Here is a 22,866-nt window from a genome sequence, read left to right on the forward strand (position 1 = left end):
CCGGCGGGTCACCGCCGGTAGAGCTCGGCGATCTCGGCCGCGTACGTCTTGACGATGGCGCCCCGGCGGAGTTTCAGGGAGGGGGTCAGCAGGCCGCCCTGGACGGTGAAGTCGTGCGGCAGGAGGCGGAAGGCGCGGATGGACTCGCTGCGGGAGACCGCGGTGTTGGCGCGGGACACCGCGCGCTGGATCTCCTCCTGGAGTTCGGCGTGGCGCACCACCACCCGCAGGTCCATGGGCTGCCGGAAGCGGAGCTGCTGCCAGTGGCCCAGGGCCTCCTCGTCCAGGGTGATCAGGGCCGCGATGAACGGCCGGTTGTCGCCGACGACGAGGCAGCGCGAGATGAGCGGATGCGAGCGGAGCCGTTCCTCCAGGACGAGCGGGGAGACGCTCTTGCCGCCGCTGGTGACGATGATGTCCTTCTTGCGCCCGGTGAGGTGCAGGTAGCCGTCCTCGTCGAGGTGGCCGATGTCGCCGGTGGCCAGCCAGCCGTCGTGCAGCACCTCCTCGGTGCCCTCGCGGTCGTCGAGGTATCCGGCGAAGACGTTGTCCCCGCGCACCCAGATCTCGCCGTCCTCCGCGATGTGCACGGAGCAGCCGGGCAGCGGGCGGCCGACGGTGCCGAACTTGGGGCGCCCGATGGGGTGGCCGGTGACGGCGGCGGCCGTCTCGGTGAGGCCGTAGCCGTCGTAGATGGTGACCCCCGCCCCGGCGAACACCAGCCCGAGCTCCCGGGAGAGCGGTGAGCCGCCGGAGACGGCGTGCCGCACCCGGCCCCCCAGCACCGCGCGCAGCCGGGCGTAGACGGCGCGGTCGTGCAGGGCGTGCTGGACCCGCAGGCCGGGGCCCGGCCCCGAGCCGCGGAGCAGGGACCGCCGTTCGACGGCCTCGGCGTAGCGCATGGCGACGTCCACGGCGTGGTCGAAGGCCTCCAGTTTCCCGGCCTGTTCGGCCTGGCGGCGGGCCGTGCGGTAGATCCGCTCGAAGATGTACGGCACGGCGAAGAGGAAGGTGGGCCGGAACGAGGCGAGCGCGGGGAGGAGCCCGGCGGCGGACGGGTCCGGCTGGTGGCCGAGGCGTACGCCGTGCCGCTGGCAGGCCACCTGCACCATCAGCCCGTAGACGTGGGACAGCGGCAGGAAGGCGAGCACGGCGGGCTGTTCGCCGGGTTCGGCGAGGAGTTCGCGCCAGCCCTCGATGAGGGTGTCGCACTCGAAGGCCAGATTGGCGTGGGTGATCACGCAGCCCCGGGGGCGGCCGGTGGTGCCGGAGGTGTAGGTGATGGTGGCCGCCGCGTCGGGGCTCACGCCGGCGCGCATCCGGTCCACCAGGGCGTCGGGGATGCCGCGGCCCAGGGCGGTCAGCTCCGAGACGCAGTCCTCGTCGAGTTGCCAGATGCGGCGCAGCCCGGGGAGGTCGTCGCAGATGGCCCCGACGGTCATCGCCTCCTCGGCGTGCTCGACGACCACGGCGGAGGCGCGGGTGTCGGAGAGGATCCAGTGCACCTGTTCGGCGGAGGAGGTGGGGTAGACGGGGACGAGCTGGGCGCCGAGGGCCCAGAGGGCGTAGGAGAAGAGGGTCCATTCGTAGCGGGTGCGGGACATCACGGCGATCCGGTCGCCGGGGCGGACGCCGTCCGCGATCAGGCCCTTGGCCAGGGCCGTGACCTCGCTGCGGAAGCCGAGGGCCGTGACGGGGAGCCAGCGGATGCCGTCGGGGCCGTCCTCGCGCCGGGAGAACTGCACCCGGCCCGGGGCTCTTCCGGCGATCTCGTACACGGAATCCGCGAGTCCTCCCGTACGGAGCTTCTGCACCAGGGGCGGAAGGCTGAGTTCGCGCACCGCGTCACCTCTCTCGAACCCGTTCCCGCCGCGGCGGGGCCGTCGGCGAGCGCAAGTTACCGTTCGGAATCCTCAACTGCCTAGGGGTGGCCGGGCGTTCAGCACTCGAAAGAGTGATGATCGGACGTGCGGCCCGGATCCCGGGATCCGGGCCGCACGTCGCGTGCCGTCGCGGTGGTCAGCCGCGGGGAGCCGCGGTGCCCGCGGGGGGCGCGGAGTCCGCTTCCGCGGCCGCCGTCCGCTCCAGCTGGAACGCCTGGTTCCCCAGCCCGATCCGGCGGTGCACCTCGGGCCGTACGGTGCGCAGCACCAGTCCGTAGACGAGGCCGCCGGCCACGGCGAGGCCGATGATGCCGGGCAGGATCCAGCGGAGGACGGAGCCGGGCTCCGCGCCCAGCAGCACGTCGAAGTCCTTCACCGTGTAGACGACGATGGTGAGCATCGCGGCGCAGGCGATCCCGGAGCAGACCAGCCGCCAGGCCTGGGCGCGGGCGGATCCCCGGCGGACGAAGAAGGCGATGACGGCCGCCGAGGCGGTGGCCATCAGGACGATGACGCCGAGCGCCCCGACGTTGCCCATCCAGGTGAAGAGGTTGAGCACCGGGGCGGTCGGGTCGCCGTGCGGCTTGTCGTCGGTGACGGCGAAGACGGCGATCACGACGAGCGAGACCGCGCTCTGCAGCAGCGATCCGGTGCCGGGGGCCCCGCTGGCGCGGGTGGTCCGGCCGAGGGCGGCGGGCAGCAGGCCCTCGCGGCCCATGGCGAAGGCGTAGCGGGCGACGACGTTGTGGAAGCTCAGCATGGCGGCGAACATGCCGGTGACGAAGAAGACGTGCATGACGTCGGTGAAGGTTCCGCCGAGCCGGCTCTCGGTGAGGAAGAACAGCAGTCCGGCGCTCTGCTCCTGCGCGTCCTGGACGATCCGGGACGGGCCGGAGGCGATGTTGAGGGCCCAGGAGCTGAGGGCCAGGAAGAGCGCGGCGAAGCCGACGGCGAGGAACATGGCCCGGGCGACGACGATCTGCGGGCGCTTGGTCTCCTCGGCGTAGACCGGGGCCTGCTCGAAGCCGACGAAGGAGGCGAAAGCGAAGCAGAGCGCGGTGCCGAGGCCGGCCCCGGCGAGGGTGCCGGGGTCGAAGGCCGTCAGGGAGAGCCCCTGGGGGCCCGGGTCGCCGATGGCCGCGGCGTCGAAGATGACGACCATGCAGACCTCGATGACGAGCAGCACGCCGAGCAGTTTGGCGCTGAGGTCGATCTTGAGCCAGCCGAGCACGCCGACGATCAGCGCGGCGGCGAGGGCGGGGATCCACCAGGCGACGGTCAGGTCCAGGTGGGTCGCGGCGAGCCCGCTGATCTCGAAGCCGAAGATGCCGTAGATGCCCACCTGCATGGCGCTGTAGGCCACGAGAGCCACGACGGAGGCACCGGCCCCGGCCGTGCCGCCCAGGCCCCGGGCGATGTACGCGTAGAAGGCGCCGGCGTTGTGCACATGCCGGCTCATCTCGGCGTAGCCGACGCTGAAGAGGAGCAGCACCACCCCGAGGAGGACGAAGAGCAGCGGCTGCCCGACGATGCCCATCACCGCGTATGTGGTGGGCATGACACCCGCGACGACGAGGAGGGGCGCGCTGGCGGCCAGAACGGAGAGCAGCAGCCCGCCCAGGCCGATCCGGTCCGCGCGCAGCGCCCTTTCCTCGCCCTTGTACGTGCTGATGCCGGAGGCGTTGTCCGTCAGCATGGTCACCTTCCCGCTGGTTGGGTCTGTCGGCCGGATAAGAGGGGGTGCCGGACGCACGGAGGGCCGGTCACCGGAGGTCCGTCCCGCCGGTGGCGGCGGCGTGGGCCGCGCGGTACGTCCTCCGCGGATCCCGGTCGGGGTAGGACCAGGGCTCCTTGGTGACGTGACGTCCGATGCGGTGGAACAGGGCGGCGGCCTCCCAGGGCCGGCCCTCGTGGTACTTGGCGTGCGCCAGGAAGTTGAGGTCCACGAGGCGGCGGGGGTGCTCCTCGTACCCCCACTCCAGCCACCAGTCGAAGGCCGCCTTCATCACCTGGCGGGCGCGGCGGCTCTTCCAGTGGCCGGAGCGGGTGGGGTCGCGCGGTTCGATGCCGGCCTGGGCGAGGACCCGGTAGCGCTCGGTGTGCGCGACGACCGGCAGGGCGCACAGGGGCGAGTCGGCGGGGGCCTGTTCGGCGGCCCAGGCGGCGAAGTCGTAGACCTCGTGGAAGGGGTCGTCCCGGTCCTGCTGGTGTTCCGCCAGGCAGGCCGTCATGAGGTGGTGGGCGTGGTGGTGTTCGCGGTGGCGGCCGCGGACCTGGTCGAAGATCTGCAGCCGCTCCTCGTCGGTGCCGGTGTGCCGGGCCAGGATCAGCAGGGCCAGCCAGGGCGAGGGGTCGGCCGGGTACATCCGGGCGGCGGCCCGGCAGACCTCGCGGGCGGCGGCCGGCTTCTCCTTGCCGCGCAGCGCGCGGAAGACCGCGGCGCACGCGTACAGGGCGGCGGCGTCCACGCTGTCGGGTTCGGCGAGCCGCCACTCCTCGGCCCAGGCGGCGCTGTTGGGCTCCATGCCGAGGACGACCAGCCGGTGACCCCGGCGGTCCCAGTCCCGGCCCGTCCTGGCCAGCAGGGCGCGGCTCTCCCCCCAGCGGCCCTGGACGAGCGCGTCGCGGACCCCGGCGAGTTCCGTGTCGTCGAGGGCGGGGTCGAAGGCGAAGCCGTCCTTGTTGCGGGATCTGCCCAGCGGAGGCGGTGGCGGCGGTGGAGGGGTCATCCGTGAGCTTCTTCCTCCACGGCAACACGCCACTTCCCGCCCGGTATGGGGCACTTGTCCGTGCATCTGGCGGACCCGCCGGCGGCGTGATCTCCGCTACACCGGTCGATGATCACAGACAGCAAAGCGTTAGTCACCACTCCGCGTCAAGGCGTCCCCGGAGGACCGTTTCCTCACCGGATGGCTGTTTACATCTTGTTGACAATCCGTTCCGCGCGGCGTCCGCCCCGAGAAGTGCAGGACCGCAGGCCGGCGGCCCGTTGGACGGGAAAGGAAACCCCCGCGCCCCGGCCGGGGAGCTCCTCGCGTTCACCCCTCGAAGGTTTCCCCGGGGCCCTGATGATTGGATGGGGGCATGGCCGGAACCGGGTTCGAAAAGATTCGCGCGGCCGCGGCCGCGGTGCGGCTGTGGTTCGCCCCCGCCCGCATCCGCTCCGAGGGCGAGACGCCCGACTACCGCTTCTCGCTCGCCAACGAGCGGACCTTCCTCGCCTGGCTGCGCACCGCCCTGGCCCTGGTGGGCGGCGGCTTCGCGGTCGCCCAGTTCCTGCCGGACCTGCACCGGTCGGTACGGGCCACCGTCGCCGTCCTCCTGCTGGTGGGCGGGGCGCTGGTGGCCGCGCGGGCGGTCAACCACTGGGTGCGGGTGGAGCTGGCGATGCGGCGCGGCGACGATCTGCCGTCCACACGCTTCCCCGCCTTCCTCGCGGCCGGGGTGATCCTCGTCTCCGCGGTCATGGTGACCACCGTGGCCGTCGGCTGGGCCGGCTGATGACGGACCCGGTCGCGCGCGACCCGGCCGCACAGCCCGAGCGCACCGGCTTCGCCTGGCGGCGTTCGACGCTGGCGGCCACGGTCGCCGCGATCCTGGCCGCCCGGCTGGCCCTGCACGGGGACACCGGGCACGTCGCGGGGGCGGCGCTGGCCCTGATGGCCGCGGCCTGGCTCGTCCTGCTGACCGCGGCCCACCGCCGGATCCGGGCCCTGGACCGGGCGCGGCCCGAGGCCGTGTCCGTACGGTCGGTCACCCTCGCGGCGTTCTGCGTCGTGGCCATCGCGGTTTGCGGGATCCTCCTGGTGCTGTGACACCCGTCGCGGGGCGCCCGGCCCCACGGCGCGGCACCGGGCCGACGGGCCCGGCCGCCGCTGTCAAGTGCCGCCCGGGTCTGGACGTCATACCGACTGGTCGGCATGATAAGCGGGACGTCCCTTCCCCCCAAGGAGCAGTGATGAGCCAGGACCACCCGCCCGGCCTTGATCCGGACCGCCTCCGCGGCCATCTCGACCGCGAGCGCCCCGGGCTGGTGCGGGGGCCGCTGACCGCCCGGCTGATCGAGGGCGGCCGGTCGAACCTCACCTACGCGGTCACGGACGGTACCTCCCGCTGGGTGGTGCGCCGCCCGCCGCTCGGCCATGTGCTCGCCACCGCCCACGACATGCACCGCGAGCACCGGGTGATCAGCGCCCTGCACCCGACGGCCGTACCCGTCCCGGCGACCGTGCTGCTCTGCGAGGACGAGTCCGTCATCGGCTCCCCCTTCTACGTCATGGAGTTCGTCGAGGGCACCCCCTACCGCACCTCGGAGCAGCTGGCCCCGCTGGGGCCGGAGCGCACCCGCGGGGTGGTCCTCGGCCTCGTCGACACCCTCGTCCATCTGCACGCGGTCGACCCGGAGGCCGCCGGCTTGGGCGACTTCGGGCGCCCGGAGGGCTTTCTCGACCGCCAGCTGCGCCGCTGGGGCAAGCAGCTCGACGCCTCCCGCAACCGCGAGCTGGCCGGGATCGACGAGCTCCACGCCGCCCTGGGCAAGGCGCTGCCCGACTCCCCGGCGCCCACCGTCGTCCACGGCGACTACCGGCTGGACAACGTCCTCGTCGGCCCCGACGACTCCGTCCGGGCCGTCCTCGACTGGGAGATGTCCACCCTCGGCGACCCGCTGACCGACCTCGGCCTGCTGGTGATGTACAGCGGGCAGCGCGCGATGCCGGGCATGCCGATCAGCACCACCGCCGACGCCCCCGGCCACCCCGCCCCGGCCGAGCTGATCGAGCGCTACGCCGCCGGCTCCGGCCGCAACGTGTCGCGGATCGCGTGGTACACGGCGTTCGCCTACTTCAAGCTCGCGGTGATCCTCGAAGGGATCCACTACCGCTACACCCTCGGCCAGACCGTCGGCTCGGGCTTCGACCGCATCGGCGCCCTCGTCCCGGTCTTCATCGACAACGGCCTCACCACCCTGAAGGAAGGCTGAGCTCATGGACTTCGCGTTCGACGCCCGTACCGAGGAACTCCGCGGGAAACTGCTCGCGTTCATGGACGAGCACGTCTACCCGGCGGAACGGACCGCCGAGGAGCAGCGGGCGGAGCTGCCCTCCCCCTGGCACATCCCGCCGGTCGTCGAGGACCTGAAGGCCGAGGCGCGCCGCCAGGGCCTGTGGAACCTCTTCCTGCCGGACGAGCGGTACGGGGCGGGGCTGACCAATCTCCAGTACGCGCCGCTCGCCGAGATCACCGGCCGCAGCCCGCACCTGGCGTCCACCGCCCTCAACTGCGCTGCCCCGGACACCGGGAACATGGAGGTGCTGACCCTCTTCGGCGACGAGGCGCAGCGCAAGGAGTGGCTGGAGCCGCTGCTCGCCGGTGAGATCCGCTCGGCCTTCGCGATGACCGAGCCGGCGGTGGCCTCCTCCGACGCCACGAACATCGAGACCCGCATCGAGCGGGACGGCGACGAGTACGTCATCACGGGCCGCAAGTGGTACATCTCCGGGGCGATGAACCCCAACTGCAAGATCTTCATCGTCATGGGCAAGACCGACCCGGACGGTGCGGACATCCGCCGCCAGCAGTCCATGGTGCTGGTCCCGCGGGACACCCCGGGCGTCGAGGTGCGCCGCGCGATGACGGTCTACGGCTACGGGGACGAACTGCACGGCGGCCACGCCGAGATCGTCTTCGACCGGGTCCGCGTCCCGGTGACGAACCTGATCGGCGAGGAGGGCGGCGGTTTCGCCATCGCCCAGGCCCGGCTGGGCCCCGGCCGGATCCACCACTGCATGCGGCTGATCGGCATGGCCGAGCGGGGCATCGAGCTGATGTGCCGGCGCGCGGTCTCCCGTACGGCCTTCGGCAAGCCGCTGGCCGAACAGGGCGTCGTCCAGGGGTGGATCGCGGACGCCCGGGTGGCCGTCGAGCAGCTCCGGCTGCTGGTCCTCAAGACGGCCTGGCTGATGGACACCGTCGGCAACAAGGGCGCGCACACCGAGATCCAGGCCATCAAGATCGCGACGCCGCGCACCGTCGTGGCCCTCCTGGACCGGGCGGTGCAGCTGCACGGCGCGGCCGGCGTCAGCCAGGACACCCCGCTGGCGGAGCTGTGGGCCGCGGCCCGGACGATCCAGCTCGCCGACGGGCCGGACGAGGTGCACCAGCGCTCCCTGGCACGCCGGGAGATCAAGCAGTACCGCTGACGGCGGCCGGCCGACGGGAGCCGGGAGGGCGGGGCGCGGGGCGCTGCGCGGAGCACCCGGGGCGGGCCCGGACCGGAACCACGGCGGCCCCCCCGCCCCGGGTGGCGCCGTCCGCCAGGGGCCGTCGCTTCCCGCGGGCCGTCGTCCCGCGGCAACCGCGGGCTACGGCCGCAGGGCCCGCAGCAGCAGGTCGGCGAGGTGGTCGGCCACCTGCTGCTGGGTGAGCGGACCCTCCGGCCGGTACCAGGTGGCCAGATGGTGCACCGAGCCGAAGTGGTAGTCGACCACCAGGTCGGCCGGGGTCGCGGTGGAGAAGACGCCGGTGCGCTGCCCCTCCTCGATCAGGGCGCGGAACCGCTCGTGGTAGCGCCGCCGCTCCGCCCGCACCTGCTTGTTCTTCTCCGGGCTGAGCTGGTGCATCGAGCGGAAGAAGATCGTCGCGTCGTCGAGGTGTTCGAGGGTGGTGACGACGACGTCGGCCGCCGCACCCCGCAGCCGCTCCTCGACGGGGGCGTCGGACTCGGCGAAGGCGTCCAGCCGCTCCTGCTGGAGGCGGAGCACCCGGCCGTAGATCTCGTGCAGCAGATCGTCCTTGGAGCCGAAGTAGTGGTAGAGGGCGCCCTTGGTGACCCCCGCGGCCTCCACGATCTCCTGGACGGACGTCCGGTCGTAGCCCCGGTCCGCGAAAAGGCGGGTGGCGGCGGCCAGCAGCCGCTGCGGAACGGGTGCTCCGCTGCCCTCCGTCGTTCTGGCCATCACCGCCACCTTGCCTCTCTGCTCTGCTCTGCCGTTCCGCGGCGCCCTGCCGCGCGGTCCCGCCGCCGTGCCCGCGCGCCGCGGGGCCGGACACGCGGTCCCGTCGCAGGATCCTCCCACCTGCCGGTGCCGGGGCTCCGGCAGGAGCCCGGATTCCCCGGCCCTCTCGCCGCGGCCGGACCGGGAACCCCGGGGTGGACCGCACCGCACACTAACCGGTCGGTATGACGCCGGGGAAGGACGGCGGGGGGACGGCGGGGCCCGGCCCGGCCGGGGGCCGCCGGGGTCGTTCCGCGCGGGGCCACGGCGGGTTAGCGTGCGGGGGCACAGCGCAATCGCCGGGGCCGGCGCCGCCGCGCCCCGGTCCGACGCCGAGCCCGGAGGTGCTGGATGTCCCTGTCCCGGAGAAATCTGCTGGCGGTCACGGGAGCCGTCGGCGCGGTGGCGGCCACCGCCGCGCCCGCGGCGGGAGCGGAAGCGGCGGGCGGCCGGTCCGGGCGCCGCGGCGGGCCCCGGGTCCGTACCGGCTTCGACCGGCTCGCGGCGGCGGGCTACGCGCCGCTGGAGGGGCAGAAGGCCGGGGTGGTCACCAACCCCACCGGGGTGACGGCCGACGTGCGCCACCTGGTGGACGTCATGCACGCCGACGAGCGGGTGAACCTGACGGCCGTGTTCGGTCCGGAGCACGGCTTCCGCGGCACGGCCCAGGCGGGCGGCTCCGAGGGCCGCTACGAGGACCCGGCGACGGGCCTGCCGGTCTACGACACCTACCGCAAGAGCGGGCAGGAGCTGGCGGACGTCTTCACCGCCTCCGGGGTGGACACGGTGGTCTTCGACATCCAGGACGCCGGTTCCCGCTTCTACACGTACATCTGGACGATGTACGACTGCATGGCCGCCGCCGTGCTCGCGGGCAAGCGGTTCATGGTGCTGGACCGGCCGAACCCCGTCACCGGGCGGGGCGCGTACGGGCCGGTGCTGGAGAAGGAGTTCGCGACCTTCGTGGGCCGGGAGCCGATCGCGCAGGCGCACGGCATGACGGTCGGCGAGCTGGCGCTGCTGTTCAACGCCGAGTTCGTGCCGGAGGCGGCCGGGCGGGCGGTGGAGCTGGACGTGGTCCGGATGTCGGGCTGGCGGCGCGGTGACTTCTTCGACGAGACCGGGCTGCCCTGGGTGCCGCCGAGCCCGAACATGCCGACGCCGGAGACCGCCCTGGTCTACTCCGGCACCTGTCTCTTCGAGGGCACCAATCTCTCGGAGGGGCGCGGCACCACCCGGCCGTTCGAACTGCTGGGCGCCGAGGGGATCGACCGCCGCTGGGCGGAGGCGGCGAACGCGCTGGAGCTGCCCGGGGTGCGCTTCCGGGAGGCGTACTTCCAGCCCGTCTTCTCGAAATTCCAGGGCCGTACCGTCGGCGGGGTGCAGTTGCACGTCCACGACCGGGAGGCGTTCGACCCGGTGCGCACCGGGATCGGGCTGCTCGTCACCGCGAAGCGGGTGTGGGACGGCTTCACCTGGCGCTCCGACCACTGGATCGACAAGCTGACGGGCAGCACCTGGGTCCGTACGGCGATCGACCGGGGAGCGGACACCGACGAGGTGGTGGCGGGCTGGCGGGCGGACCTGGCGGCCTTCCGCCGGATGCGCGCGGAGCATCTGCTGTACCGGCGGTGAACGGCGGCCGCCCGGCGCCGGGTTGACGGCCCGCGGCCGCGGTTCCGCGGTCCGGGCCCGTGCGCGCCGCCGGGCGGCGGCCGGTGGGAGCCGGCCGCCGCCCGGGGATGACCCTGTCCCGGAGGTGACGTCTCAGCGGTGCCGGGGGAACTCCACCACCTGCTGGTACGTCGGGCGGTTCTGCCAGTGGACGACCGGGTGGGTGATGCCGCCCACCGCCCGGTGGATGATCGCGTCCGAGCACCACTGGTCGCCCGGCTCGCAGTCCTCGTCGCCCGGATAGACCTCGGTGGCCGGGGCGGCGGCCGCCCGGGTGAGCGTCGTCAGCAGGACCTCCCGGCAGGCGGAGAGCTCTCCGCCGCCGCAGAACTCCTCCCCCAGACCGCCCGCGACCGGCTCGCCGAGGACGGCCCGGAGGTCCTTGTCGACATAGCTCCACCAGCCGGCGAGGAAGGCCGAGCCCGCGTGCCCTCCGGTCGCGCCGTGGCTCGCCGAGGGCGACTCGTCCAGCGGCAGCTTGGCGCGGAACGCCTCGTAGAGCGGGTCGCCGAGGCCGGGGGCGAACTGGGCCTCGACGAGCAGCGGCCACCAGGCGTCCATGATCCGGATGGCGTCCGCGTGGGCGTAGGTGCGCGAACCGGCCGCCGTCTCCTTGCGCTTGGCGCCGCTGTCCGCCCAGGACTCCAGGCGCTGGACGGCCTCGGCCGCCGCCGGGTCGCTCACGCCGCCGCCGCGCAGCACCTTCAGCAGCACGGGCAGCACGGCCTCGCCGCGCAGGTCGGTGAGCCCGGCCTCGGCCATGACGCGGGTGAGGGAGGCGCGGGTGACCCCGCCCTTCTCCGTCAGCCGCTTCACCCGGGTGTCGAGCAGGTCGCCGCGGTGGACGGAGCCGCTGCCGAAGCCGGCCGCGCTGTAGTCCTTCGCCTGCCGGTTGTTCCAGGAGATGTAGTAGTCCTGGTTCACCGACTGCGGGTGCTCGTCGGCCGGGGTGTAGGCGGCGGTGTTGGGTCCGGGGTCGAAGTCCCGCCATTCGTACGCCTTCTCGGCCTTCACGGGCAGGGAGGCGTCGACGCCCTCGGCCCGTACCGGGTTGCTGCCGCTGTTGAAGTAGGCGGTGTCGCGGGAGTCGGCGTAGAACCAGTTGAAGGTGTAGTTGACGTGCTCGGCCGCGCGCTGGAAGGACTTCGCGTCCGTGACGTAGCCGGGGTCGTTGAACATCTGGAAGCCGATGATCGACTCGGCCTCGTGCCGGTAGGAGGAGCGCAGCGAGGTGAAGGCGACCGGCTTGCCGTCCACCGTGGCCCGGTGGGTGACGATGCCGTAGTCGGTGCGGAACACCTGCATCCGGTAGGAGCCCTTGGCCGTGGAGTCGGCCAGGGAGGGCTTCCAGGCGTTGCGCTTCTCCAGCTTCTCCATCGGCTCGCAGGCCCCGCCGTTGCGGTAGTGCGAGGAGTCCTTGGAGGGCGCGGAGCCGTCGGGCTCGCACAGTTCGACGGCGTAGGTGTCGGTGATGTCCTGGCCGGCGGAGGTGGCGCTCCAGGCGTAGTCCTGGCCGCGGCCGAGCTGGACGTACATGCCGACCCCGGCGAAGGACGCGCCGCGGGCGCTGATGCCCGGGCCCTGGAGCTCCTGGAGCATGAGCAGCTGGGGCGCGAAGTAGCCGGTCTGCGGCCCGAAGACGGCGACCGGGTTGCCGCTCGCGGTGTGCGCGCCGGAGACCATCAGGGCGTTGGACATGCCGTGCGGCTTGGCGAACAGATCGGCGGGGAGCACCCCGTCGTCGTGGAGGTTCCGCAGCTTCCGCAGGTGCGGGGGCGCCTTGACCGGGGTCTCGGCGTCCTTCACGGCCGCGCCCTCGCGGTCGTACACCAGCGGCTCGGCGGTCACCGAGCCGGGGTCGGGCAGGGCCGTGCCGTGGGCGTTCTCCGGCTTGCCGGCGTACGGGAACGACTCCCCGTCGTGCAGGGTGAGGACGGCCTCCGGGTCGTTGCGCTGCCGGAACGCCTCCCAGACGGCGGTGCCCTGCTCGGTGCCGTACTTCTCCTGCGCGGCGAGCAGCGCGATCGCGGACTGCACCTCGCCGCCCCCGCCGCCGCCGAAGAGGGCGCCGACGACGGAGGCGAGCGCCACCATGTCGGTCAGCTTGAACTTCTCGATGGTGCCGATGTTGGTGATGGCGTCGACATGCCCGGTGAGGACGTACTCGCCGGGGAAGTAGCGGCCCTTCTTGGACTTCCCGATGTAGGCGTTGATGCCGTCGAGGTAGGCCTGGGCGTCGGCCATGGCCTGCGCGCCGCGCTCGCCGGAGGCGGCGATCCGGTCGATCTGCGCCTGGAGGTCGGCCTCGGTGTACGGGGCCTGCGGCCAGAACTGCTGCTCCAGGCCCTGGTTCCCGGCGGCTCCGCCCGCGAACGGGGTGAGCTCGCCGCGGCCTATGTGCCGGAAGAGGTCCATCAGCCAGAGCCGGTCCTGGGCGGCGGCGTATCCGGCGCCGAACTCGGTGCCCTCGCGGGTGGTGCCCTTGATGTGCGGGACGCCGGTCTTCTTGTCGCGGGTGATCGTCACGTCCTCGCGGGGCCGGGTGACGGAGTCGACCTCGTCCTCGGGGACGCCGAAGGAGGCGTCGTTGAAGAAGGCGGTGAGTCCGGCGTCGGTGAGGGAGGGATAGCCGGCGACGAGGTCGTTGTACGGACCGAGTTGGTCGGAACTGTGCGCGGGGCGGGTGCCGAGGGTGCGGTGGGCGAGGATCCCGGCGAGGGTGGCGTTGCCGTTGGCGCCGGGCGGGAGGATGTCGGAGCACTGGTCCGCGCAGTAGTCGTCCGCGGAGGCGGCGGAGGCCGCGGCGGGGGCCGCGGTGGCGGAGGTCTCCCCGGCCGCGGCGGCGGTCGGGGGCGGGGACAGCAGTCCCGCGCCCAGGGCGAGCAGCGCGGTCGCGACGAGAGTCCCGCGCGGGCGCGGGACTCTGCGGCTGAGGGAACGCGGGAGGCAGCGGCGCATTCCTGCTCCTTCCGAAGGGGGGTGCGCCGGAGGTTACCGCCGGGTACAGGGCCACGGAAGGGAGTTGACATCACATTTTCCGATTGGCCGTCAGCGCTATCCGGAGCCGGGGATGCGCGGGCCGGGACGCAAGAGCGCCCAACCGGACAGTTTGCGGTCAACTCCCGGAAGCGGGAGCCATTTCGGGTCGCGGTACGTCCATTCCACATCGCCGAAGTACAAGCGACGGAGGTGGGAAGCGATGGCAGGTTTCAGAAGTCTCGCCGAACAGGTGCGTGACCCCCGGCTGACCCCCGAGCAGCGCCGCACCGCGCTGCGCCGGTGCCTGGAGAAGTTCGCCCCGTACGGGCACCGGGCGACCTGGCACCATCTGTGCGGCCGGGTCGGCATCGGCACCGAGGACCGGCGCCCGGCGCCGGACCGGCTGGTCGAGGCCCTGGCGGAGCTGGAGGAGGCCCGGCGGGTCTGGCTGGCGTACGACGTGGCGTTCGGCGTGCGCCGCAAGCGGGAGAAGCGGCTGGGCATACGCCAGCCGAGCGCCCTGGACGACTGGCACCGGTGCACCTGGGGAGGCTGCGGAGTGGCCTGGTGCGACGACCCCCTGGTCCATCCGGCGGCGCCGCTCGCCGACGTGCTGCGGCGCATCATCACGGCGCTGGAGTCGGAACCCGGCTCCGTCTGCCCGGTCTGCGACTCGCCGCGCATCACCTGGCGCGGCGGCCTCGACCACGTCCCCAGCTCCGGCCCGGTCTGCGCGGACTGCGGCATCGTCGTACCGGAACCGGTGCTGACCGAGCAGGCCCTGGCCGCCTCCCGCCGGTCGCGGCGGCCGGAGCTGGCCTCCGCCACCGCCCGCTGAGCGGACCGGGACCGGAACCGGGACCGGGACCGGGCTCGGGACCCGGGCCCCCTCCGGCCCCCCGCCGCGCGGCGCACGCCACAGCGTTCAGCCGCCGCGCGCCCGCCCGCGCTCGGAGAGCAGCGCCGACCCGCTGCCGTGACCGCCGCGCGTGTCATCGGGGTTGGAGAGCACGCACGTCTCCAGGGAGAGGCAGCCGCAGCCGATGCAGTCGGTCAGATGGTCGCGGAGCCGTGCGAGCCGCGTGATGCGCTCGTCGAGCTCGGAGCGCCAGGCCTCGGAGAGCCGGGCCCAGTCCTCGCGGGTCGGCGTGCGCTCGTCGGGCAGTTCGGCGAGCGCGTCACGGATGGTGGCGAGGGGGATGCCGACCCGCTGGGCGGCCCGGACGAACGCCACCCGGCGCAGCGTGTCACGGCTGTAGCGGCGCTGATTGCCCGCCGTGCGGCGGCTGCTGATCAGCCCCTTGGACTCGTAGAAGCGCAGCGCCGACACCGCGGCGCCACTGCGCGCGGAGAGCTGGCCCACGGTGAGTTCCTGGAGTCCTGCGGGAATCTGCGGCACGCCGCCCAAGGCTACGCGGCGGGGGCCGGAGGGCGCCCGCCGGTCCGCCGGATCCGGCGGTTCCGCCCCGCCGGCGCCCCGCCCCGTGTGATCTCGTCCGGAGCCGCGGTCCGGCCGTTGACAGGGGCCGCACCGGGCAGCATGCTGAGCAACCGCTTAGTATCTGTCTTTGGGAGGTCATGGAGATGGCGGAGCCCCGGGTGTTCGCGTCGCTCGACGAGCTGAAGTCCGCGGTCGGCGAGGAGCTGGGCCACAGCGACTGGCTGGAAATCGACCAGAAGCGGATCGACCTCTTCGCCGAGGCGACCGGTGACCACCAGTGGATTCACGTCGACCCGGAGAAGGCCGCCGCCGGGCCCTTCGGGACGACGATCGCCCACGGCTATCTGACGCTCTCGCTGCTGCCCGTCTTCGTCCCGCAGCTGATGCGGGTGGAAGGGGTGCGGATGGGCATCAACTACGGCTCCAACAAGGTCCGTTTCCCCTCCCCCGTGCCGGTCGGCTCGCGGCTGCGGGCCACCGGGCGGATCGCGGAGGTGAGCGAGGTGACCGGGGGCGTCCAGCTGACCGCCGTGGTCACCGTCGAGCGGGAGGGCGGCGACAAGCCGGTCTGCGTCGCGGAGGCCGTGACCCGCTTCTACCTCTGAGGCCTCCGGGTGGACCGGAGCGGCCCCGGCTCGCTCCGGCTCGCCCCGCCCCGGGACGGCTCCGGCCCGGGGCCGCTCACACCTCCGGACGGGCCGCGCCGACCATGCGCAGGACGAGGTCCGCGTAGAGTTCGCCGACCTCCTCGGGGCTGCGGGGCCCCTCGGGGTTGAACCACCGGGCCACGTCAACGCAGAGTGACAGCACCGCGAGGGCCGTGCCGTTCACATCCGGCACATCGAAGTCGCCCGCCGTGACGCCCTCCTGGATGATCCGGCGCACCGCGCCGTCGGTCCTCCGGCGCACGGCGAGCAGCTCGGCGTGGTGCTCCTCGCCGAGCGCGCCCAGCTCGTACTGGACGACGCGCGCGGTGGTGTGGCGCTCGGCCTGCCAGCTGGCGAAGGACCGCACCGCCTCGGCGAGCCGCTCGGCGGGGCCGCCGCCGCCGTCGGCCGCCTGCTCCAGCATCTCCAGGGCACGCCGGTGGCCCACCCCGCTGATCTGGTAGAGCAGTTCCTCCTTGGTCTTGTAGTGGATGTAGAGCGCGGCCGGGCTCATGCCGGCGCGGGAGGCGATGTCCCGGGTGGTGGTGGCGTGGTAGCCGCGCTCGGCGAAGGCCTCGACGGCGGCCGTCACCAGCCGCCTGGCGGCGTCGGGCGTCACATCGGCCCACTCCTCGGTCTGCTGCGCCTCGCTGCTCATCGCGCCCCGCTCCTCCGGTGCCCGGCGGGCTCTCCACCGGCGGCGAACACCTTACAGGGTGCTGAGCAAGCGCTTAGGCGGGCGGGCGGCGGGACCGCGGCCGGCGCCCGCGTCCGGTCAGAAGGCGGAGACGCCGGTGAGGGAGCGGCCGATGAGCAGTTTCTGGATCTGGCTGGTGCCCTCGTAGAGGGTCATCACCCGGGCGTCGCGGACCAGCTTGCCCACCGGGTACTCGTCGATGTAGCCGTACCCGCCGAAGACCTGGAGGGCGTTGTTGGCGCACCGCACCGCGGCCTCGCTCGCGTAGAGCTTGGCGACGGAGGACTCGGCGGCGAACGGCAGCCCGCGCTCGATGAGGTCCGCGACCCGCCAGGTCAGCAGCCGGGCGGCGTCGACGTCCACGGCGATGTCGGCGAGCAGTTCCTGCACCAGCTGATGGTGCGCCACCGGCCTGCCGAACTGCTCGCGCTCGCCCGCGTACCGCACGGCGGCGTCGAGGGCCGCCTGGGCGATGCCCACACAGCCGGCGGCCACCGACATCCGGCCCTTGGCGAGCGCGGACATGGCGACGGCGAAGCCCCTGCCCTCCTGGCCGAGCAGCGCCGAGGCGGGCACCCGCACGTCGGTCAGCGTCAGTTCGGCCGTGGCCTGGCCGCGCAGCCCGAGCTTCCCGTGGATCTCGCGGCGCTCCAGGCCGGGGGTGTCCGCGGGGACCAGGAAGGCGCTGACGCCCCGGTGGCCGGGGCCCCCGGTGCGGGCGAAGAGCAGGACCACATCGGCCACGGTGCCATTGGTGATGAACATCTTCGAACCGTTGATCACATAGCCGCCGCCCTCGCGCACCGCCCGGGTGGTGAGGGCCGCGGCGTCCGAGCCGGTGCCGGGCTCGGTGAGGCCGAAGCAGCCCAGCGCCTCCCCGGAGCACAGCCGCGGCAGCCACGCGCGCTTCTGCTCCTCGTCGCCCCAGGCGGCGATCGACTTGGCGACCAGGCCGAGGGACACGGAGAGGATGCCGCGGACGGCGGAGTCACCGCGCCCGAGTTCCTCGGTGACCAGGACGTACGCGAGGTGGTCCCCGCCGGAGCCGCCGTACTCCTCCGGGATGGTGAGCCCGAGGAAGCCGAGCTTCCCGAGCTTCTCCGGCACGGAGGGGTCCACCCGCTCGGCGCGGTCCCACGCGGCGGCGTGCGGGGCGATCTCCCGCTCGACGAAATCCCGGGCGAGCTGCCGAACGGCCGCCTGCTCCTCGGAGAGCTCCAGATCCACGGCCCGCTCCTCAGGTCCTCGGGGCTTTTAACTAACGCTGCTAGTTTTTCTCGTCTCTACTATGTGGCGCATGGCCCGCCCCCGCAAGCCCCTGCTGAGCAGAGAGCGCATCGTCACAGCCGCCCTCGCGCTGATCGACGAGGACGGGCTCGCGGCGCTCTCCACCCGCCGGCTGGCGGCGGAGCTGGGGGTCAGCGGCCCGTCGCTCTACAACCACTTCACCGTCAAGGACGAGATCCTCGACGCGGTGGCCGACACCGTCGTCGCCCAGGTGGACCTGTCGATGTTCGGCGGCGGCGAGGACTGGCGCACGGCACTGCTGCGCTGGGGCCGCTCCTACCGGGCGGCCCTGGCCGCCCACCCCCACATCGTCCCGTTCCTCGCCCAGGGCCCGGGGCGCCGCCCGGCCGGCCTGAGGATGGCCGACGCGGTCTTCGGCGCCATGGTGGAGGCCGGCTGGCCGCCCGCCCACGCCACCCGGATCGGCGCCCTGATGCGCTACTTCGTCACCGGCTCGGCCCTCGGCTCCTTCGCCCGCGGCTTCGTCGGCGACGCCACCGCGTACGACCCGGCGGACTACCCGCACCTTCAGCAGGCCCACCGGCTCGCCGAGCACCAGCAGCAGGTGGACGAGGGCGCGTTCGAGACCGGGCTGCGGGCCCTGGTCGACGGGCTCGCCCTGCAGTACGAGCAGGTGGCCGCCGGCCGGCCCGCCGGCGCCGCGGCACAGGGATCCCGGGCGGCCGGCTGACGGGGGCCGCGGGCCCCGCTCCCCGCCACCCCGCCGCCCCGCCTCAGCCGCCGGGCCGCGTCCCCGGCTCCCGGCCCCCGGCCTCCGGCCTCCGGCGCGCACATGCCGCCGCGCCCACCCCGGCGTACCATCCGGATATGACCGATACCCGGCATTCCGGACCCGCGGCGCCGGCCCCGTCCTCCCCCCGCCGGGCCTCGCCGCGGCCCTCGGAGGACACCGCCCCGCCCCGCGGGTGAGACGGGAGAGCAGGGCGTGCCGGTCCAGCGGCCCTCGGCCATCCGTTCCAGCCCGGAGAGACTCCGGCTGGAACGGATGCTCGCGAACGCCGTGCAGGACACCGACGCGTACGGCGCCGCCCTGTACCTGCCGCTGCCGGGCGAGAACGCGCTGCGCCTGGACACCCTGATCGGCGTGCCGCTGGAGTTCATCGCCCCCTGGGCCCGGGTCCCCCTGGGCGCGCCCACCCCCGGGACCGACGCCGTGCGCGGCGCGCGCTTCGTCTGGATCAGCGGAACGGAGGAGCTGACCCACCGCTATCCGCAGTCGGCCCTGATCCTGCCGTACGACTTCCGGCTGGCGGCCGCGCCCCTGCTCGCCGACGGCGTCTGCCACGGAACCGTCCTCCTGTTCTGGCCCGCCTCGCACGACGAGCGCCTGCCCGGCGCGGAGCGGGAACGGGTCCAGGAGCTCGCCGCCGGGATGGCCGGGGTGCTGCACCGGGCGGCGGAGGCGGAGAAGCCGCTGCGCCCGCTGGCCGCGACCCGGGTGCTGCCCGAGCCGGGCGGCGCCGCCGCCCCCGGCGGCCGCTCCGCCCCCCTGGCGGTGGCCGGCTTCCTCGAACGCCTCCCCGACGGGTGCTGCGCCCTCGGGCTCGACGCGCGCATCACCTACATCAACCACCGGGGCGCGGAACTCGTGGACCGCGGCGTGGAGCAGCTGATGGGGGCGCTGCCGTGGGAGGCCCTGCCCTGGCTCGACGACCCGGTGTACGAGGACCGCTACCGCGCCGCCGTCATCAGCCGGAGACCCACCTCGTTCACCGCCCTGCGGCCGCCGGGCCAGTGGCTGACCTTCCGGCTCTTCCCGGACGCCTCCGGAATCAGCGTGCTGATCTCCCCCGCCCGGGTGGGGGAGCACCCGGAACAGCCGGGGAAGCAGGAGCACCACCCCGCCGAGCCCACGCGCGTGGGGTCCATCTACCAGCTGATGCACCTGGCGGGCGCGCTGACCCAGGCCACGGGGGTGCGGCAGGTCATGGAGCTGGCGGCGGACCACCTGATGCCCGCCTTCGGAGCCGGCGGCTTCGCGCTCATGGTCGCCGAGGGCGGCCGGATGCGCCAGGCCGGCCACCGCGGCTTCCCCGACGCGACGCTGAACCGGTTCGACGGGATGCCGGTCTCCGGGCACGCCCCGGTGGCGCGGGCCCTCACCCGGGGCACACCCGTCTTCCTCGCCTCTCCGGAGGAACGGGCACGCCTCTTCCCCGCGGGCCCCGCGCCGGACGACGCCATGCGCGCCTGGGCCTTCCTGCCACTGATCGTCTCCGGGCGCCCGGTCGGCACCTGCGTCCTGGGCTACGAACAGCCGCACCCCTTCCCCCCGGAGGAACGGACCGCGCTCACCTCGGTGAGCGGCCTCCTCGCCCAGGCCCTCGACCGGGCTCAACTGTACGAGGCCAAGCACCGGCTGGCCCAGGGGCTCCAGCAGAGCCTGCTGCCGCAGAGCCTGCCCCCGATGGCCGGCCGCCTGGACGTCGCGGCCCGCTATGCCTCCGCCACGCACGGCATGGACATCGGCGGCGACTTCTACGACCTCATCCGCCTCGATCCGGTCACGGCCGGAGCGTTCATCGGGGACGTCCAGGGGCACAACGTCACCGCCGCCGCGCTGATGGGGCAGGTGCGGACCGCCGTCCACGCGCACGCCACCGCCGGGGCGCCGCCGGACGAGGTGCTGACCCGCACCAACCAACTGGTCACCGACCTGGACCCGGGGCTCTTCACCAGCTGCCTCTACGCGCACCTCGACCTGTCGCGGCACCGGGCCCTGCTGGCCAGCGCCGGGCATCTCCCGCCGCTGCTGCACGTCCCCGGGCACGGCACCGAGGTCCTCCGGGTGCCGCCGGGGCTGCTGCTGGGCATCGACTCCGGGGCCCGGTACGAGATCGCCGAGGTGCCGCTGCCGGCCGGCAGCCTGCTCGTCCTGTACACCGACGGTCTCGTGGAGATCCCCGGGGAGGACATCGGGCTGTCCGTCTCCGCTCTGGCGGAGAGGGTCTCCGCCCTGGCCGGCCTCGAACGGCTGGACGACATCGCGGACGCCCTGATCGAACCGGTCGGCGCCGGGGGCCAGCGCGCCGACGACGTCGCACTGCTGCTGCTGCGCCCGTCCTGACGGGTCGCCACGGGCGCCCGCGGCCACGGCTCCGCACGCCCCGGGCGCACGCCCCCGGCCTCGCCGCGGCACCCGCCCGCCGGCGGCTGGAACGCCCGTCGGCGGGTACGCGTGCAGGCGCACCCGACAAGGAGGCATCCGTGTACTTCGTGGACATCGTGGAGACCGAAGGGCTGGGCAACCGCGGCTATCTGGCCGGCGGGGCCCGCACCGCCGTGGCGGTCGACCCGCCGAGGGACGTCGACCGGGTCGTGGCCATGGCGGCACGGCGCGGCGTGCGGATCGTCCGGGTGGCGGAGACCCACGTCCACAACGACTACGTGAGCGGCGGGCCGGAGCTGGCGCGGATCACCGGCGCCCGCCACGTCGTGCCCGCCGCCGCGCGCGTGTCGTTCCCGCACACCCCCGTCCACGACGGGGACACCCTGCCGGTGGACGAGGGCCTGGCGCTGCGCGCCGTCGCGACCCCCGGCCACACCCCGCACCACGTCGCGTACGTCCTCACCGAGGACGGCCGCGAGGCCGCCGCCTTCACCGGCGGCTCGCTGCTCATCGGCAGCGTCGGACGCCCGGACCTGGTGGAGCCGCGGCTGACGGAGGAACTGGCGCGCGCCCAGCACTCCTCCGCGCACCGGCTGGCGCGGGAGCTCGGGGACGAGGTGCCGGTCATGCCCACCCACGGCTTCGGCAGCTTCTGCTCCTCCTCGCCGCAGACGGACCGGGACAGCACCACCATCGGCGCCGAGCGGAAGAGCAACGACGTCCTCCTGAAGGACGTGGACGCGTTCGTCGCCGGCCTGCTCGCCGGCCTGGACGACATCCCCGCCTACTACACGCACATCGGGCCGCTCAACGCCGCCGGCCCGCCCCCGGTGGACCTCTCCCCCGCCGCGTCCGCGGACGCCGGGGAGATCGCGCGGCGGCTGGCGGCCGGGGAGTGGGTGGTGGACCTGCGCAGCCGTACGGCCTTCTCCGCCGGGCATGTGGCGGGCTCGTTCAACTTCGAGGCGGACGGGCAGCTCGCCACGTATCTGGCGTGGCTGATCCCGTGGGGCAAGCCGGTCACGCTGCTCGCCGAGAGCCCGGAGCAACTGGCCGGCGCGCAGCGCGAGCTGGTCCGGGTCGGGATCGACCGGCCGGCCGCCGCGGCCACCGGCGACCCCGGCTCCTGGGTCCGGGACGGTGACCGGCTGCGGTCCTTCGAACGGAACACCTTCGCGGGCCTGGCGGAGACGCGCGGGGGCGGCACGGGCGGCGATGGGGACGCGGTGGTCCTGGACGTGCGCCGGGACGCGGAACGCGCCGGCGGCTGCGTCGAGGGCTCGGCGCACATCCCGATCCACGAACTGCACGGCCGCATCGGCGAGGTGCCGCCGGGCCGGGTGTGGGTGCACTGCGCGAGCGGGATGCGCGCGGCGATCGCCGCCTCGATGCTGGACGCGGCCGGCCGCGAGGTGGTGGCGGTGGACGACGCGTTCGACGCCGCCGGGGAGGCCGGCCTGCGCGTCGTCCGCCCGGCGGGAGAGTGATGGCGCCCCCCCGGCCGCCCCTGGCCCGGATGGCGCTCCCGCCCCGGCAGCCGGGCGCGCTGCGCGTCCGCCCGGGGCCGGGGCGCCGGGCGGACGGGCCGTGCGACGGCGGGCGCCGGGGCGCCTCACCCGGCGGGCCGGCGGTGCGCCGGCCGCGGCCGGCGCGGATCCGATCAGGCCAGGGAGAGGAAGAGCTTCTCCAGGCGGAGCTTCATCGCGTCCCGGTCCGCCACGTCGGCGGCGCCGTCGGCCATGCAGCTCTGCAGTCCGGTCGCGATGATCGCGAATCCGGCCCGGTCGAGCGCCTTGGACACGGCGGAGAGCTGCGTGATGACGTCCTCGCAGTCCCGGCCGTCCTCCAGCATCCGGATGATGCCCGCCAGCTGGCCCTGGGCCCGCCGCAGCCGGTTGAGGACCGATTTCAGGTCCTCCGCTGCCATTTCCAGCTCCACCATTTCCTCCTCTCATACCCCCTTGGGTATTCTACGCCATAGGTCGCGTTTCGCGTCCGAGCAGCCGGACAGCCCGTCGCGCCGGAACCGGCGCCGGCCCGCCCGGCGCGGGACGCGGCCCTCTCCCGCCGGGCCGGGGGGAAGGGCCGGGCGCGTCCCCACCGCCGCACCGTGGCGGCCCTGGCGATACTGCG

Annotated in this window: 19 protein-coding genes; 10 read left to right on the top strand and 9 right to left on the bottom strand. The window is 74.0% G+C overall.

Annotated features, from left to right (window positions below):
• Positions 1-8: 8 nt before the first annotated feature.
• The 3 genes from KBZ10_RS26985 to KBZ10_RS26995 form a co-directional block, all read right to left on the bottom strand.
• Positions 9-1,841 carry a long-chain fatty acid--CoA ligase gene (locus KBZ10_RS26985; protein ID WP_210990354.1) on the bottom strand — a complete coding sequence of 611 codons (1,833 nt, stop codon included), beginning with the start codon at positions 1,839-1,841 and terminating at the stop codon, positions 9-11.
• A gap of 178 nt (positions 1,842-2,019) precedes the next feature.
• Entirely contained in the window at positions 2,020-3,579 is a 1,560-nt protein-coding gene (locus KBZ10_RS26990; RefSeq protein WP_210990355.1) for an APC family permease, read from the bottom strand.
• 67 nt (positions 3,580-3,646) lie between these two features.
• On the bottom strand, positions 3,647-4,612 hold the full coding sequence (locus KBZ10_RS26995) for a hypothetical protein (protein ID WP_210990356.1): 966 nt from the start codon (positions 4,610-4,612) through the stop codon (positions 3,647-3,649).
• A 355-nt stretch (positions 4,613-4,967) separates the two neighbouring features.
• On the opposite strand from KBZ10_RS26995, the gene KBZ10_RS27000 reads away from it, so the two are divergent.
• From KBZ10_RS27000 to KBZ10_RS27015, 4 genes are all read left to right on the top strand, one after another.
• Complete coding sequence (locus tag KBZ10_RS27000) at positions 4,968-5,384, top strand: YidH family protein (protein ID WP_210990357.1); 417 nt, start codon at positions 4,968-4,970, stop codon at positions 5,382-5,384.
• On the top strand, positions 5,384-5,698 hold the full coding sequence (locus KBZ10_RS27005) for a DUF202 domain-containing protein (RefSeq protein WP_210990358.1): 315 nt from the start codon (positions 5,384-5,386) through the stop codon (positions 5,696-5,698). The genes KBZ10_RS27000 and KBZ10_RS27005 overlap by 1 nt, the downstream gene beginning before the upstream one ends.
• Before the next feature lie 143 nt (positions 5,699-5,841).
• On the top strand, positions 5,842-6,864 hold the full coding sequence (locus KBZ10_RS27010) for a phosphotransferase family protein (RefSeq protein ID WP_210990359.1): 1,023 nt from the start codon (positions 5,842-5,844) through the stop codon (positions 6,862-6,864).
• A gap of 4 nt (positions 6,865-6,868) precedes the next feature.
• Positions 6,869-8,083, top strand: a complete 1,215-nt coding sequence (locus KBZ10_RS27015; protein ID WP_210990360.1) for an acyl-CoA dehydrogenase family protein — start codon at positions 6,869-6,871, stop codon at positions 8,081-8,083.
• 162 nt (positions 8,084-8,245) lie between these two features.
• Here KBZ10_RS27015 and KBZ10_RS27020 read toward each other — a convergent pair whose 3' ends face one another.
• Positions 8,246-8,839 carry a TetR/AcrR family transcriptional regulator gene (locus tag KBZ10_RS27020; protein WP_210990361.1) on the bottom strand — a complete coding sequence of 198 codons (594 nt, stop codon included), beginning with the start codon at positions 8,837-8,839 and terminating at the stop codon, positions 8,246-8,248.
• 390 nt (positions 8,840-9,229) lie between these two features.
• Here KBZ10_RS27020 and KBZ10_RS27025 point away from each other — a divergent pair, with 390 nt between their 5' ends.
• The gene (locus KBZ10_RS27025) at positions 9,230-10,513 is read left to right on the top strand and encodes an exo-beta-N-acetylmuramidase NamZ domain-containing protein (RefSeq protein ID WP_210990362.1); all 1,284 of its coding nucleotides are present in this window, start codon (positions 9,230-9,232) and stop codon (positions 10,511-10,513) included.
• A gap of 132 nt (positions 10,514-10,645) precedes the next feature.
• Here the strand turns inward: KBZ10_RS27025 and KBZ10_RS27030 are convergent, their stop codons facing one another.
• Positions 10,646-13,510: a penicillin acylase family protein gene (locus KBZ10_RS27030; RefSeq protein WP_210990363.1), complete on the bottom strand. Its 2,865-nt coding sequence runs from the start codon at positions 13,508-13,510 to the stop codon at positions 10,646-10,648.
• 241 nt (positions 13,511-13,751) lie between these two features.
• Between KBZ10_RS27030 and KBZ10_RS27035 the strand changes: the two genes are divergently transcribed.
• Positions 13,752-14,369, top strand: a complete 618-nt coding sequence (locus tag KBZ10_RS27035; protein WP_210990364.1) for a hypothetical protein — start codon at positions 13,752-13,754, stop codon at positions 14,367-14,369.
• A gap of 87 nt (positions 14,370-14,456) precedes the next feature.
• On the opposite strand, the gene soxR is transcribed toward KBZ10_RS27035, so the two are convergent.
• Positions 14,457-14,930, bottom strand: a complete 474-nt coding sequence (gene soxR / locus KBZ10_RS27040) for a redox-sensitive transcriptional activator SoxR (protein ID WP_210990365.1) — start codon at positions 14,928-14,930, stop codon at positions 14,457-14,459.
• A 185-nt stretch (positions 14,931-15,115) separates the two neighbouring features.
• Here soxR and KBZ10_RS27045 point away from each other — a divergent pair, with 185 nt between their 5' ends.
• Positions 15,116-15,577, top strand: a complete 462-nt coding sequence (locus tag KBZ10_RS27045) for a MaoC family dehydratase (RefSeq protein ID WP_210990366.1) — start codon at positions 15,116-15,118, stop codon at positions 15,575-15,577.
• Between the two features lie 76 nt (positions 15,578-15,653).
• On the opposite strand, the gene KBZ10_RS27050 is transcribed toward KBZ10_RS27045, so the two are convergent.
• A complete protein-coding gene (locus KBZ10_RS27050; protein ID WP_210990367.1) occupies positions 15,654-16,277 on the bottom strand; it encodes a TetR/AcrR family transcriptional regulator in 624 nt (207 codons plus the stop codon).
• Positions 16,278-16,394: 117 nt separating this feature from the next.
• A complete protein-coding gene (locus KBZ10_RS27055; protein ID WP_210990368.1) occupies positions 16,395-17,543 on the bottom strand; it encodes an acyl-CoA dehydrogenase family protein in 1,149 nt (382 codons plus the stop codon).
• A gap of 70 nt (positions 17,544-17,613) precedes the next feature.
• On the opposite strand from KBZ10_RS27055, the gene KBZ10_RS27060 reads away from it, so the two are divergent.
• From KBZ10_RS27060 to KBZ10_RS27070, 3 genes are all read left to right on the top strand, one after another.
• Complete coding sequence (locus tag KBZ10_RS27060) at positions 17,614-18,294, top strand: TetR/AcrR family transcriptional regulator (protein ID WP_210990369.1); 681 nt, start codon at positions 17,614-17,616, stop codon at positions 18,292-18,294.
• Between the two features lie 255 nt (positions 18,295-18,549).
• Complete coding sequence (locus KBZ10_RS27065) at positions 18,550-20,691, top strand: SpoIIE family protein phosphatase (protein ID WP_307847620.1); 2,142 nt, start codon at positions 18,550-18,552, stop codon at positions 20,689-20,691.
• A 140-nt stretch (positions 20,692-20,831) separates the two neighbouring features.
• Positions 20,832-22,220, top strand: coding sequence for an MBL fold metallo-hydrolase (locus KBZ10_RS27070; protein WP_210990370.1), 1,389 nt, complete (start codon positions 20,832-20,834; stop codon positions 22,218-22,220).
• A 173-nt stretch (positions 22,221-22,393) separates the two neighbouring features.
• On the opposite strand, the gene KBZ10_RS27075 is transcribed toward KBZ10_RS27070, so the two are convergent.
• The gene (locus tag KBZ10_RS27075; RefSeq protein ID WP_307847621.1) at positions 22,394-22,672 is read right to left on the bottom strand and encodes a metal-sensitive transcriptional regulator; all 279 of its coding nucleotides are present in this window, start codon (positions 22,670-22,672) and stop codon (positions 22,394-22,396) included.
• Positions 22,673-22,866: the final 194 nt, after the last annotated feature.

Source organism: Streptomyces sp. F63, assembly GCF_018070345.1.
Taxonomy (GTDB): domain Bacteria; phylum Actinomycetota; class Actinomycetes; order Streptomycetales; family Streptomycetaceae; genus Streptomyces.

What these genes read in the sequence shown, in the direction of transcription:
- KBZ10_RS26990 (WP_210990355.1), bottom strand. Translation starts at nt 3,579, where the DNA reads ATGCTGACGGACAACGCCTCCGGCATCAGCACGTACAAGGGCGAGGAA.
- KBZ10_RS26995 (WP_210990356.1), bottom strand. Translation starts at nt 4,612, where the DNA reads ATGACCCCTCCACCGCCGCCACCGCCTCCGCTGGGCAGATCCCGCAAC.
- KBZ10_RS27000 (WP_210990357.1), top strand. Translation starts at nt 4,968, where the DNA reads ATGGCCGGAACCGGGTTCGAAAAGATTCGCGCGGCCGCGGCCGCGGTG.
- KBZ10_RS27005 (WP_210990358.1), top strand. Translation starts at nt 5,384, where the DNA reads ATGACGGACCCGGTCGCGCGCGACCCGGCCGCACAGCCCGAGCGCACC.
- KBZ10_RS27010 (WP_210990359.1), top strand. Translation starts at nt 5,842, where the DNA reads ATGAGCCAGGACCACCCGCCCGGCCTTGATCCGGACCGCCTCCGCGGC.
- KBZ10_RS27015 (WP_210990360.1), top strand. Translation starts at nt 6,869, where the DNA reads ATGGACTTCGCGTTCGACGCCCGTACCGAGGAACTCCGCGGGAAACTG.
- KBZ10_RS27020 (WP_210990361.1), bottom strand. Translation starts at nt 8,839, where the DNA reads ATGGCCAGAACGACGGAGGGCAGCGGAGCACCCGTTCCGCAGCGGCTG.
- KBZ10_RS27025 (WP_210990362.1), top strand. Translation starts at nt 9,230, where the DNA reads ATGTCCCTGTCCCGGAGAAATCTGCTGGCGGTCACGGGAGCCGTCGGC.
- KBZ10_RS27030 (WP_210990363.1), bottom strand. Translation starts at nt 13,510, where the DNA reads ATGCGCCGCTGCCTCCCGCGTTCCCTCAGCCGCAGAGTCCCGCGCCCG.
- KBZ10_RS27035 (WP_210990364.1), top strand. Translation starts at nt 13,752, where the DNA reads ATGGCAGGTTTCAGAAGTCTCGCCGAACAGGTGCGTGACCCCCGGCTG.
- KBZ10_RS27045 (WP_210990366.1), top strand. Translation starts at nt 15,116, where the DNA reads ATGGCGGAGCCCCGGGTGTTCGCGTCGCTCGACGAGCTGAAGTCCGCG.
- KBZ10_RS27050 (WP_210990367.1), bottom strand. Translation starts at nt 16,277, where the DNA reads ATGAGCAGCGAGGCGCAGCAGACCGAGGAGTGGGCCGATGTGACGCCC.
- KBZ10_RS27060 (WP_210990369.1), top strand. Translation starts at nt 17,614, where the DNA reads ATGGCCCGCCCCCGCAAGCCCCTGCTGAGCAGAGAGCGCATCGTCACA.